A 12,830-nucleotide genomic window follows, 5' to 3' on the forward strand; every position below is an offset into this window, starting at 1 on the left:
AGGCGCCGATGACTATCCCCCGCACTATCCGCATGCACGAGAACGACAACGTCGCCATCGTCGTCAACACCGGCGGCCTGCCCGCCGGCACCGTGTTCCCGGACGGCCTGACCCTCGCGACGCGCGTGCCGGAAGGGCACAAGGTCGCCCTCGTCGACATCGCCCAGGGCGCACCGATCGTGCGCTACGACGTGACGATCGGCCACGCGCTGCAACCGATCGCCCGCGGCACGTGGGTCGAGGAATCGCTGGTCGGCATGCCGGCCGCGCGCGGCCTGGACGACCTGCCCGGGCCCGTCCGGGGGCGCGCCCCGCTGGCACCGCTGGAAGGCCATACGTTCGAAGGTTTCCGCAACCCGGATGGCTCCGTCGGCACGCGCAACATCCTCGCCATCAGCGAGACGGTGCAGTGCGTGTCCGGCGTGGTCGCATTCGCTGTCCAGCGCATCAAGCAGGAGCTGCTGCCGAAGTACCCGAACGTGGACGACGTCGTCGCCATCGAACACACGTACGGCTGCGGCGTCGCCATCGACGCGCCCGGTGCCGAGATCCCGATCAGGACGCTCCGCAACATCGCGAAGAACCCGAACTTCGGGGGCCGCGTGATGCTCGTGAGCCTGGGCTGCGAGAAGCTGCAGCCCGCGCGCATGTTCCCGCCGGGCGCGATCCCGATCGGCAGCGGGGAGCAGCCCGACACCGTGTGCCTGCAGGATGCGGCGCACGTGGGTTTCGGCGACATGATCGCTTCCATCATGCGCACGGCCGAACAGCATCTGGCGGAACTGGACAAGCGCCGCCGCGAGACGGTGCCCGCATCGGAACTGGTCGTGGGCGTGCAGTGCGGCGGCAGCGACGCGTTTTCCGGCGTGACGGCGAATCCGGCCGTCGGCTTCGCCAGCGACCTGCTCGTGCGCGCCGGTGCGGCCGTCATGTTTTCGGAGACGACGGAAGTCCGCGACGGCATCGCCCAACTCACGGCACGCGCGGCCGATGACGCCGTCGCGCAGGCGATGATCCGCGAGATGGCCTGGTACGACGCGTACCTGAAGCGGGGCGGCGTGGACCGCAGCGCCAACACGACACCGGGCAACAAGAAGGGCGGCCTCGCCAACATCACGGAAAAGGCGATGGGCTCGATCATCAAGTCGGGCACGGCACCCATCGCGGGCGTGCTGGCGCCGGGCGAGAAGCTGCAACAGAAGGGCCTGATCTACGCGGCCACGCCCGCCAGCGATTTCATTTGCGGCACGCTGCAGCTGGCGGCCGGCATGAACCTGCACGTGTTCACGACGGGCCGCGGGACGCCGTACGGCCTTGCCGCCGTGCCGGTGGTGAAAGTCGCCACGCGCGACGACCTGGCGCGCCGTTGGCACGACCTCATGGACATCAACGCCGGCCGCATCGCGACCGGCGACGCGACGATCGCGGACGTCGGCTGGGAGCTCTTCCACTTCCTGCTCGACGTGGCGAGCGGCCGCAAGAAGACGTGGGCCGAACATTGGCGCCTGCATAACGCGCTCACGTTGTTCAACCCGGCGCCGGTGACCTGACGGGGCGCCAACACAATACCGATAACAGCAAGGAGACACATGAAAAAAGCAGTATTGATCGCCGCCCTCGGCCTGGCCGCGGGCGCGGGCGCGCACGCCCAGACGAACGTCACCCTCTACGGCATCGTCGATGCCGCCTTCGTGGGCGAGAGCGGCGGCGTGGCCGGGCACCAGACGAAGCTCACGAGCGGTGCCGCGTCAGCGTCGCGCATCGGCTTTCGCGGCACCGAGGCTCTGGGCGACGGCATGGAAGCGTTCTTCACCTTGGAGACGGGTGTCAAGATCGACACGGGCGAGGTCGACGTCGCGGGCACGATCTTCAACCGCCAGGCGTTCGTCGGCCTGAAGACGACTGCGGGCGCCGTCGCGCTGGGCCGCCAGTACACGCCTTATCACACGACGCTGACCGCGGTGGCCGATCCGTTCGGCACCGGTTATGCGGGCACGTCGAAGAATCTCTTCCCGGACAACGGCACCAACGTCCGCGCCAGCAATGCCATCACCTACGCGTCGCCGAAGCTGAAAGGCGCGAACGTGGAACTGTTCTATAGCGCGGGCGAACAGTCCGTCCTGTCGGCGGGCCGCCAGTTCGGCGGTGCCGTCGACTACACGAGCGGTCCGCTGCGCGTGCGCCTCGCAGTCAACAGCAAGAACACGGACGTCGCGGCGACGGGCACGAACCACGACCTGGGCCGCAACACGCTGCTGGGAGCGAACTACGACGTCAAGTGGGTCAAGCTGTATGCGGCTTACGGCATCGACAAGGGTTTTAATAGCGCCACCCTGGGTAACGCCAACAACCCGTACGGCGGCGTGAAGCCGACCCCGTCGACGGACGGCCGCGACCTGCTGCTGGGCTTCAAGGCACCCGTGGGCCCGGGCGCGCTGATGTTCTCGGTCCAGCACAAGGACGACCGCACGCACTTCAACCAGGACGCCAGCGCGTGGGGCGTCGGGTACTTGTACGAGCTGTCGACACGTACGGGCCTGTACGCGGCGTACGCGCACATCGATAACAAGAACGGCGCCGGCTACACGGTCGCCAACAACACGGAGTCGGGTACGGGCAACACCGGCTACAACCTCGGCATCCGCCACACGTTCTGAGCGCGGCGGACACCGTCACCTTTGGAGGGACCATGGAGCACACAACGACCGCCGCCATGCCGGCGCGCGCCACCACACTCGCCTCGCGCACGCGCTGGGGCATCCTCACGATCCTGTTCATCGTCACGACGATCAACTACGCGGACCGCGCGTCGATCTCGATCGCCGGCCCGGAAATCCGCAAGGCCCTTGGCTTGTCCCCCGTCGAGATGGGCTTCGTGTTTTCCGCGTTCGCGTGGTCGTACGTGGCTGCCCAGCTGCCCGGCGGCTGGCTGCTCGACCGCTTCGGCTCGAAGATCACCTATTTCTTCAGCATCTTCCTGTGGTCGCTGTTCACGTTGCTGACGGGCGGTGTCGGCTTCGTGACCGGCGGGGCGGCCGTCGCCATGCTGTTCGTGTTGCGCTTCCTCGTCGGCGCGGCCGAGGCGCCTTCGTTCCCGGGCAACAGCCGCATCACGTCGGCCTGGTTCCCCACGCACGAACGGGGCCTCGCGTCCGCGCTGTTCAATTCGGCGCAGTATTTCGCGACCGTGCTGTTCGCGCCGATCATGGGCTGGCTCGTGCATTCGTTCGGCTGGGAGAGCGTGTTCCTCGTGATGGGCGCCCTCGGCATCGCGATGGCGTTCGTGTGGCTCAAGACCATCCACGGTCCGAAGGACCACCCGTCGATCAGCAGCGGCGAGCTGGCGTACATCGAGGCGGGCGGCGCGCTCGTCGACCTCGACGGCGCGAAGGCCGCGGCGCAGCCGGCCGCCGTCGACACGCTCGCGTGCATGAAGGAGTTGCTGGGCAACCGCATGCTGCTGGGCGTGTACATCGGCCAGTACTGCATCAACACGCTGACGTACTTCTTCCTCACGTGGTTCCCCGTCTACCTCGTGCAGGAGCGGCACATGACGATCCTGAAGGCGGGCTTCGTCGCGTCGCTGCCGGCGATTGCCGGCTTCCTGGGCGGCGTCGCGGGCGGTGCCATCTCGGACCGTCTCGCCAAGGCCGGCTTCTCGCTGTCGATGTCGCGCAAGGTGCCGATCGTCGCCGGCATGCTGCTGTCGATGAGCATGATCGCCTGTAACTACATCGAGACCGACATGTTCGTCGTCGCCGTGATGGCGCTGGCGTTCTTCGGCAAGGGCGTCGGTGCGCTGGGCTGGGCGGTCGTCGCGGACACGTCGCCGAAGGAAGCGGGCGGCTTGTCGGGCGCGCTGTTCAACACGTTCGGCAACACGGCGGGTATCACGACGCCCATCGTCATCGGCTACATCGTGCAGGGCACCGGATCGTTCGCGGGCGCCCTCGTGTTCGTGGGCGCGAATGCGGCCGTCACGATCTTCAGCTATGTGTTCATCGTGGGCGAGATCAAGCGCGTGAAGCTCGTGACATCGCTGCGGCCCTCGACGGCATAAGCGGCCGCCCGACCCGGTCATGGTCGGGCTACAATGCCGGATTCCTTCCTGCCGGGGTCAAACATGCGCTTTGCTGCCGTCCTGTCCTGCTGTTGCCTGATCGGAGCCTGCCACGCGCAGGACATCGTGCCCCGTCCGGCGCACGTGCAGCGGGGGAGCGGCGAGTACGTGCTGACGGCATCGACCCGCATCGTCGCCGGCGGCGCCGCGCTGCCCGAGGCGGCGCTGCTGCGCGACTACCTGCGGCCCGCCACCGGATTCGACCTGCCCGTAGGCAGCCATGACGGCGGCAATGCGATCCGCCTGCGCCTCGATCCGGCGGCCGCCACGGACAAGGAAGGCTACCGCCTCGTGAGCGACGCGCGCGGCGTCACGATCTCCGCCGCGCAGCCGGCCGGCCTGTTCTACGGCATCCAGACCTTGCGCCAGCTGCTGCCGGCGGATATCTACCGGCATGCGCCCGTAGCTCGCACGTGGGCGCTGCCGGCGGTTGCCATCGAGGACGCGCCCCGGTTCGCGTGGCGCGGCAGCCACCTGGACGCCGCCCGCCACTTCATGCCGAAGGAGTTCGTGCTGAAGCACATCGAGCTGCTGGCCCAGCACAAGATGAACGTCTTTCACTGGCACCTGACGGACGACCAGGGCTGGCGTATCGAGATCAAGCGCTATCCGCTGCTCACGCAGGTGGGTGCGTGGCGGCGCGAGAGCATGCTTGCGTACTCGCCGCCGCGCTACGACGGGAAGCGCCACGGCGGCTTCTACACGCAGGACGACGTGCGCGAAGTCGTCGCATACGCGGCCGCGCGCCACGTGACGATCGTGCCGGAAATCGAGATGCCCGGCCACGCGCTGGCCGCCATCGCCGCGTATCCGGCGCTGGGCAACCACCCGGAGCGGCGACTGGAAGTTGGGACCGACTGGGGCGTGATCCCGCAGGTGTTCAACGTGGAAGACGGCACGATCGCCTTCCTGCGGAACGTGCTGGACGAAGTGATGGACCTGTTCCCCGGCCAATATATCCACGTGGGCGGCGACGAGTGTCCGAAGACGGAATGGGCGCAGTCGCCGGCCGCGCTGGCCCGGATGAAGCAGCTCGGGCTCGTGGCACCGGCCACCACGCTCGCGGACGTGCAGGGCTACCGCGACGCGCAGGGCAAGCCGGCCGAGCATCCGGCGCTGCACGGCCTGCAAAGCTGGTTCGTCGGCCGCATGGACTCTTATCTCGCGCAGCATGGCCGCCGCCTGATCGGCTGGGACGAGATCCTGGAAGGCGGCCTCGCACCCGGCGCCGCCGTGATGAGCTGGCGCGGCGAGGCGGGCGGCATCGAGGCCGCGGCGGCCGGGCACGACGTCGTCATGACGCCGGAACGCGAGACCTATTTCGACTTCTGGCAGGCCGACCCGAAGAGCCCCGGGGTCCGCGAGCCGATGGGCGTGCGCGACGTGACGACGCTCGCGCGCGTGTACGCGTACGACCCGCTGCCGGCCGCGCTGCCGGCCGCGCAGGCGCATCGCGTGCTGGGCAGCCAGGCGCAGTTGTGGACGGAATACATGCCGACGCCGCGCGACGTCGAGTACATGGCGTGGCCACGCCTGCTGGCGCTGGCGGAAGGCTTGTGGACGCCGCGCGCGCAGAAGGATTACGGCGGTTTCGCGACGCGCATGCCGGCCGCGCTGGACCGGCTGCAGGCGCAGGACGTCAATTACCGCCCGCTGGACGGCCCCCGCTGATCACTGCATGAACCAGCCGTGGCTGACGACGATGGACTGTCCGGTCAGCGCGTTCGACGGGAAAGAGGCGAGGAACAGCGCGGTCTGCGCCACGTCCTCGACGGTCGTGAATTCGCCGTCGACCGTCTCCTTCAGCATCACCTTCTTGACGACGTCCTCCTCGCTGATGCCGAGTTCCTTCGCCTGTTCGGGGATCTGCTTCTCGACGAGCGGCGTGCGCACGAAGCCGGGGCAGATCACGTTGGCGCGCACGCCGTGCGCGGCGCCTTCCTTCGCGACGACCTTCGCCAGGCCAACGAGGCCGTGCTTGGCCGCGACGTAGGGCGCCTTCAGCACCGACGCTTCCTTCGAGTGCACGGACCCCATGTAGATCACGGTGCCGCCGCAGCCCTGCGCGTACATGTGCTTGAGGCAGGCGCGCGTCGTGAGGAAGGCGCCGTCGAGGTGGATCGCGAGCATCTTCTTCCAGTCGGAGAACTTGAATTGATCGACGGGCGCGACGATCTGGATCCCCGCGTTCGACACGAGCACGTCGATGCCACCGAGCTTGTCGGCCACGAGCGCAATGCCCGCGTCGACCTGTTCCTCGTTCGTGACGTCCATCGCGACCGCGAGCACGCGCGTGCCGGTGGGGTCGAATTCGCGTGCGACGGCCTGCGCGGCGGCCAGGTCGAGGTCGGCGATGGCGACCTTCGCGCCATTGTCGAAATACGTTTTCGCGATCTGCTTGCCGATGCCGCTGGCGGCGCCCGTGACGACGGCGATCTTATCCTGCATGTTCATGGTTGTCCTCTGCGGTGGAATGGATGGGAAGGGGGTGAGCCGGCGCCGTCAGGAAGTCGTGCACGGCCGGGTTGTCCTCGAGGCGCGGCAGCTTGAAGATTTCCGTGTGGGCCAGCGTCTTCGCGGCATCCGCGTAGCCGGCCTGCCAGTGTTCCGTCATCGTGCGGCGCGAGAATTCGAAATCCTTGTATTGGCCCTCGTACGTGGGCGACCGGTAGATCAGTTCGACGATGTTGTACAGCGCGCGGTCGGACGCTTCCGCCAGCAGCCTGGCTTGCGGCGTCGCGGCCAGTGCCGGCGGCATTTGCGCGAGCAGTTCGTTGAAGGCCGTGCGCAGCTTTTCCGTGCGACGGAACGCATCGGTGGCGTTGCGCGTGCGGCTCGAGTACTGGATTTCCTTCATGCGCGTGGCGACGCCGGCGAGGTCGGTCGGCACGTCGCCGCGCGCGCTCCACAAGTCGACCTGGAACACGAGCGTGTGGAGGCGCGAACGCGCCGACAGCACCCAGTCGAGCGGCGTGTTCGACACCATGCCGCCATCCCAGTAACGTTCGCCCTCGATCTCGACGGCGTCGAAGCCGGGCGGCAGCGCACCGCTGGCCATCACGTGCTCGGGACCGATGCGGTCGGCGGCGTTGTCGAAGTAGGCGAAGTTGCCGGTCCTGACGTTGACGGCGCCGACCGACAGGCGCGTCTCGCGCGCGTTGATGCGGTCGAAGTCGACGAGGCGCTCCAGCGTGGCGCGCAGCGGCGCCGTGTCGTAGAAGCTCGTCGCGCCGGTGCCGGGCCACGCGAGGTAGGGCGGCGGCACGCGCGGCTCGAAGAAGCCGGGCACGCCCTGCACGAGCACCTGTCCCGCGGCCAGCTGGTTGACCCACGCGTGCAAGGTATCGACGAGCGGCATGCCGGTCCACTGCTCGCCCGCGAGGCCGGCGCCGGCCGAGCTGACCAGCTCCCAGAACTCGCGCAGCCGCGGCACGCGGTCCTCGCGCGCATTCCCCGCGATGATGGCGCTGTTGATCGCGCCGATCGAGATGCCCGCCACCCACGTGGGTTCGACGCCCGCTTCCAGCAGGCGTTCGTACACGCCGGCCTGGTAGGCGCCCAGTGCGCCGCCGCCCTGCAAGACGAGGGCGATACTGTCGAACTCCGTCGCGCACGGCTTCGCCTGTTCGGCAGGTGCGCGCGTGCCCTCGTGCAGCACGCTGTCGCCGCGCTTATTCACGTTCGGGCACCGGCACGTTGAAGCCGTTCAAGGTCGTCGACACGAGGGCATACAGCCCGACCAGGTAGATCAGCTCATTGGCGCCGTGCTGCCCGAACGTGTCCACCGCAAGCCGGTACAGCGGCTCCGGCAGCACGCCGCCGCGCGCGAGCGCGTACGAAAAATCGAATGCGACGTTTTCCTCGCGCGACAGGTCGGTGGGCTTCTGTCCGGCGACGAGCGCGGCGAGCCGCGCCGCGGACATGCCTTCGCGTTCGGCGACCGCGACGTGCGCGTACAGTTCGTAGGCGGCGTTGTAGCGCGCGCCGACGACGAGGATCGCGATCTGGCGCGCGCTGTCGGGCAACGACGCGTTGGCCGTCATCGCGAGCGTCAGGTTCCAGATCGCCTTGCCGATCGCGGGCTCGTGCAGCCACGGGTTCCACGGCCCCATCAGGGCGCCGTCCTCGCGTTCGACCTTGAAGGCGTTGAAGTTGCTGGCGATCCCTTTCCGCATGTCGTCGTAAAGGGCTTTTTGTTCGGCGCTGAGTTCGGCCGGGGGGATCAGTGGCAAGCGCATCGTTCCTCGCTGTATCGATGAAAAGGGGAGGGCAAAGCGGCGGCCCGGGGCGGGACCTTGCGCCGGGCGCCATTCTGGCAAATTGCGGATGAGGCCGCCGTACGATTGGATGACGCACGCAAACCATACGCCGGCGCGGTATAGTCGGGGCATCGCTTCGACGCGGCAACGACAGCATGAGCGCGACCTGGACCTACCACCCGCAACCGGACGAGCATGGCCGCAAGGTGCGCCTGCACGCGCCATCGTGCGAGGCCAACCTCCACGCGCTGGCCGATCCGCGGGCCGCGGTGACCTTCGTGCCCGGCAGCGCGTGCGAGGGCGTGCTCGACGGCGTGCCGCTGGCCGTGTGCGCGCGTTCGGCCGTCGAGGCCGCGTGCCGTCGCACCGACGCGGCCCCTGCGTTCGCGGAGCCGCCGTTCGACCTGCCGCCCGGCAAGCACGCGGCCGCCGGCGCCGTCGTGCGCGAGGCGGATGGCCGGTTGTGGCTCGTGGCGCCGTCGAACGCCTTCGGCGGCTACACGGCCACGTTTCCGAAAGGACGCGCCGAGCCCGGCCTGTCGCTGCAGGCGACCGCGATCCGTGAAGTCTGGGAAGAATCCGGCCTGCACGTCGAGCTGACGGCCTGGCTGGGCGATTTCGCGCGCACGCAGACGTTCACCCGGTTCTATGTCGCACGCCGCATCGGCGGCCATCCGGCACACATGGGATGGGAATCGCAAGCCGTCCACCTCGTCACGCCGGCGCGGGCGCGCGTCCTGCTGAACCGCGACACGGACCGGGCCGTCCTGGACGCGCTGCTGGCATCGTGATCGGCATTCGAAGTCCTGATTCATCGTGTTCCTTGGTTTCCGACAGGGTTGCGCCATGCTGCATTTGAGTGAGCTCAAGTTTGATGCACGATGAGCGAGACATGCTAAGTCTTTCCAATCTGTAATGTTTGCCATGGCCGGCTTAATGGCCGCCTCAGTTTCGGGGCGTACCGTGCCTGTTGCATTTGGGAAGTATTTTGTTCGTCCCGCCAATCTTTCGAGGCCGTTGCATCGTGAAGTTAGCCGTTTTTCCGGAAGTCGCGCCGCCGTATGCCGGTGGCCTGGACATCGTCCCCGACGATCCCCTGCAGCACCGCCAGGTGCTGGACAAGCTCGATGCGCTGGGCCTGCGCACCTGCCTCGCCCCGCCGCGGCCGGGGCGCCCGTTCGCGCTGTCGATCGAGGCCGCACACGCCCTCGTCGACGACGGCGACACGTTGAACCTGTGTCGCGACCTCGGCCTCGACACCGTCGTGCGCCTGCACGACCTCGAACGCGAGATCGTGCTCGCCATGCTCGCCGCGCCGCGCCCGCTGCACTTCGCGAGCGCCGCCGAGTTCCTGGCGGCGGTGGCGATCCGTCGCAACATCGTCGAGGCCGCGCGTGCCACGCAGCTCACGTTCGGCACGGCCGAAGCGGACCGTCCCGCGAGCCACTGGACGTACGACGAGGACCGCGGGTTCACGGTGCTGCCCGGCCGGTCGCTGGTGGAGGCGCTGACGCTCGCGACGCAGCCGGAGGCGGGCGACGGGCGCACGTATGCGTTTTCGTGCTACCGCGCGACGGAATACGTGATGCTGCTCGGGATCGCGCGCGAACTGGAGAGGGTGAATCCGGCGTTGCTGGCGGCGATACAGCGGCAATGGGAAACGCGCGCCATCCAGTCGGGGGCCTTCCACGACGTCTTCCTCGTCGAGTACGGCGCCGCGGACGCGCCGCTGCCGCCGCGCTGGTACGTGCCCGGCGACCGCGTGTGGTTCCGCAATCCGGACGCGCATTCGTCGGACGCATCCGGTTACGAGGGCTCGTGGGTGATTTACCTGGGTAACGGCCTCTTCAGCAATTTCTGGCAGCGCGACCGGCCGTACAGCCTGGTCGCGAAATGCCTCGAGATCTACCACTGGCGCGACGGCACCTATATCGATGCGGCAGGCGACGTGCGGATGGACGAGGCGATCGTCGCCGCAAAGGTGGCGGAAACGGCTGCGAATCCGGCCGCGCTGGCGACGGTCGTCGCGCGCATGTCGCGCCTGCGCGATGGGCGTGGCGTTTACGCGGACGGCGGCTGCATCGATTTTTCGCGCGAGTTCGCCCGCAACGTTTGCCCGGGGACGGCGGATATCGTGCTGCCTGGTTGACCGGTCTGGCGGTACCGGGGTGACGACCCGTCACGGCTGCAAGACGTACAAGCCGGGCGCGTCGCGCAGCGGGCGGCTCGGCGGCGGTGGCGCGGTCAATGGCCCTGCCAGCCGGGCGAGCCAGTGTTCCCATGCCGGCCACCAACTGCCTTCGCGGATGCGGGTGTCCGATTGCCAACTGTCCGGATCGACGTAGGGGGCGTCGTGCTCGTGCGTGCTCATCTGGTAGGTGCGGCCCGGCGTGCCCGGCGGCGACACGACTCCCGCGTTGTGCCCGCCCGACGTCAGCAGGAATGTCACGGACGTGTCGCTCAACGGAATGATCTTGTAGACGGAGCGCCAAGGCGCGACGTGGTCCGTCATCGTGCCCACAGCCAGGATCGGGATGTGGATGTCGGTAAGCGCAACGGGCCGGCCGTTGACGAGGTAGCGCGAGCTCGCCAGGCTGTTTTGCAGGAACAGGTTGCGCAGGTATTGCGCGTGCATGCGACACGGCATGCGGGTCGCGTCCGCATTCCACGAGGCGAGGTCGTTGGCCTTGTCCGGGATGTCGAGCAGGTAGTGGCGCAGGCGCCGCGACCAGATCAGGTCGTTAGAGCGCAGCAACTGGAAGGCGCCGGCCATCTGGCGGGTGTCCAGATAGCCCTGCTGCCACATCACGGCTTCGAGGAAGCTGACCTGGCTTTCGTCGATGAACAGCGACAGCTCGCCCGGTTCCGTGAAGTCGACCTGGGCCGCCAGCAAGGTCATGCTGGCCAGCCGCTCGTCGCCGTCGCGCGCCATCGCCGCCGCCGCGATGGCGAGCAGGGTGCCACCCAGGCAATAGCCACAGGCATTGACCTGCGGGGCGCCCGTCTCGCGCACGACGGTGTCCAGCGCGGCCATCACGCCGAGGTGGCGGTAGTCTTCCAGCGACAGGTCGCGATCGTCGGCCTGCGGGTTCTTCCACGAGATCATGTACACCGTATGCCCGTGCTCGACGAGGTAGCGCACGAGCGAGTTCTGCGGCGACAGGTCGAGGATGTAGTACTTCATGATCCAGGCAGGCACGATCAGCAGCGGCACGGCGTGCACCTGCGGCGTGGCGGGATCGTAGCGCAGCAGTTCGATCAGGTGGTTTTCCATCACGACCTTGCCGGGCGTGACGGCGACGTCGCGTCCGGGCCGATGGCTGACGGGCGCGGACGTGCCCGCCAGCGCGCGCCGCACGTCCGCGCCCGCGCGGAACAGCCCGTGCACGAGGTTCTGGCCGCCGCTGGCGAACGTGACCTGTTGCGCGACCGGGTTGGTGGCGATGAAGTTCGACGGCGCCACGCCGTCGAGCAGCTGGCGCGCGACGAACGTGACGACGTCGCCGTGGTGCGCCGACACGCCGCGCACGTCGTTCGTGGCCCGGTGCCACCATTGCTGGGTGAGCAGGAAGCCCTGGCTGAGCTGGTTCCACGGCCATGCATGCCACAGCGGATCGTCAAAGCGCTTGTCCTGCGCGAGCGGCTGCACGGGCTCCGCCGGCGTGCCGAACATGGCGCTCGCGCTGTACTGCATCCAGCGCTGCAGGTTGCCGACGGCCTGCACGCCGAGTTCCATCTGCTTGGCGGGCGACAGCAGCAAATGGCTGGCCCAGTCGTACCACGCGCCGGCCAGCGCGGCCGGCGACACGTAGCCGGTCAGGCGGCCCAGCGCCGCGTTCAGCGCCAGGTCGATGTGGGCGTGCGCGACGCTGGCCTCAGGGTAGTGCGGGCGTGGACCGCCTTGCCAGGTACTGGCTTCGCGCCGTTGCTCGCTCGGCGGGATATGGGACAGGATGTTCATGGCGCCTCGGCCGGGACGGAGAAGGGGCTGTGCATCACGCTTCCTTTCGCAGGATCATACCCCTTTGACCACGCTGCGGCCGCTTAGTGCCGTGCCGAGGAACCAGGACGTTTGATGCAGCACAGGTGGAAACTCGGCGGTCGACGTACTATTTTCTTCGGCGAGGTAGCAAAGCGGTAATGCGACGGCCTGCAAAGCCGTTCAGACGTGTTCGACTCACGTCCTCGCCTCCAGCATATCTGTAGATCAGCGCTCCCGCGCCATTCTACATCTGCGGCAGTTCCACCGGCATCGAAGACGATTCGACTCTCTCATCGATCCACGCGACCGTGCCGCTTCATTAGTCGCGTCGCGCCGCCTTGACGCCGTGTCCGGTGAACATATCTTCGGAACCGTGCACATATTTTCGCCACTCGCGCCATGCCTTCCCAGGAGCAAGCTCACAATTGTGCCCTTTGTTAACTAACCTCAAATCGCTATGGGTGGCTGT

The 12,830-nt window shown here is 67.9% G+C and carries 10 protein-coding genes and 1 tRNA gene; 7 read left to right on the forward strand and 4 right to left on the reverse strand.

Going from position 1 to position 12,830, the window contains the following annotated elements; genetic code table 11:
* Window positions 1-8 precede the first annotated feature (8 nt).
* The 4 genes from garD to HAV22_RS15850 all read left to right on the forward strand — a co-directional run bounded on the left by garD (window position 9) and on the right by HAV22_RS15850 (window position 5,791).
* Window positions 9-1,550 carry a galactarate dehydratase gene (garD, locus tag HAV22_RS15835; RefSeq protein ID WP_208296219.1) on the forward strand — a complete coding sequence of 514 codons (1,542 nt, stop codon included), beginning with the start codon at window positions 9-11 and terminating at the stop codon, window positions 1,548-1,550.
* Between the two features lie 39 nt (window positions 1,551-1,589).
* Window positions 1,590-2,657 (forward strand): porin, encoded by a 1,068-nt coding sequence (locus HAV22_RS15840; protein WP_166860187.1) that lies wholly within the window; start codon window positions 1,590-1,592, stop codon window positions 2,655-2,657.
* Window positions 2,658-2,689: 32 nt separating this feature from the next.
* Complete coding sequence (locus HAV22_RS15845) at window positions 2,690-4,060, forward strand: MFS transporter (RefSeq protein ID WP_308789220.1); 1,371 nt, start codon at window positions 2,690-2,692, stop codon at window positions 4,058-4,060.
* A gap of 63 nt (window positions 4,061-4,123) precedes the next feature.
* Window positions 4,124-5,791, forward strand: coding sequence for a beta-N-acetylhexosaminidase (locus HAV22_RS15850; RefSeq protein ID WP_166860188.1), 1,668 nt, complete (start codon window positions 4,124-4,126; stop codon window positions 5,789-5,791).
* Here the strand turns inward: HAV22_RS15850 and HAV22_RS15855 are convergent, their stop codons facing one another.
* From HAV22_RS15855 to HAV22_RS15865, 3 genes are all read right to left on the reverse strand, one after another.
* The gene (locus HAV22_RS15855; RefSeq protein WP_166860190.1) at window positions 5,792-6,574 is read right to left on the reverse strand and encodes a 3-hydroxybutyrate dehydrogenase; all 783 of its coding nucleotides are present in this window, start codon (window positions 6,572-6,574) and stop codon (window positions 5,792-5,794) included. It lies immediately after the preceding gene.
* A complete protein-coding gene (locus tag HAV22_RS15860) occupies window positions 6,558-7,712 on the reverse strand; it encodes a patatin-like phospholipase family protein (RefSeq protein WP_443098491.1) in 1,155 nt (384 codons plus the stop codon). The genes HAV22_RS15855 and HAV22_RS15860 overlap by 17 nt, the downstream gene beginning before the upstream one ends.
* 79 nt (window positions 7,713-7,791) lie before the next feature.
* On the reverse strand, window positions 7,792-8,358 hold the full coding sequence (locus HAV22_RS15865) for a carboxymuconolactone decarboxylase family protein (protein WP_166860192.1): 567 nt from the start codon (window positions 8,356-8,358) through the stop codon (window positions 7,792-7,794).
* 176 nt (window positions 8,359-8,534) lie between these two features.
* Between HAV22_RS15865 and HAV22_RS15870 the strand changes: the two genes are divergently transcribed.
* Window positions 8,535-9,170 (forward strand): NUDIX hydrolase, encoded by a 636-nt coding sequence (locus tag HAV22_RS15870; RefSeq protein WP_166860194.1) that lies wholly within the window; start codon window positions 8,535-8,537, stop codon window positions 9,168-9,170.
* 233 nt (window positions 9,171-9,403) lie between these two features.
* A complete protein-coding gene (locus HAV22_RS15875) occupies window positions 9,404-10,528 on the forward strand; it encodes a TGL-type protein-glutamine gamma-glutamyltransferase (protein ID WP_166860196.1) in 1,125 nt (374 codons plus the stop codon).
* A 30-nt stretch (window positions 10,529-10,558) separates the two neighbouring features.
* Here HAV22_RS15875 and HAV22_RS15880 read toward each other — a convergent pair whose 3' ends face one another.
* Window positions 10,559-12,340: a PHA/PHB synthase family protein gene (locus tag HAV22_RS15880; protein ID WP_166860198.1), complete on the reverse strand. Its 1,782-nt coding sequence runs from the start codon at window positions 12,338-12,340 to the stop codon at window positions 10,559-10,561.
* Between the two features lie 159 nt (window positions 12,341-12,499).
* Between HAV22_RS15880 and HAV22_RS15885 the strand changes: the two genes are divergently transcribed.
* Window positions 12,500-12,573 (forward strand) — tRNA-Cys (locus HAV22_RS15885).
* Window positions 12,574-12,830: the final 257 nt, after the last annotated feature.

The organism is Telluria antibiotica (assembly GCF_011682055.1).
GTDB classification, from domain to species: Bacteria; Pseudomonadota; Gammaproteobacteria; order Burkholderiales; family Burkholderiaceae_D; genus Telluria; species Telluria antibiotica.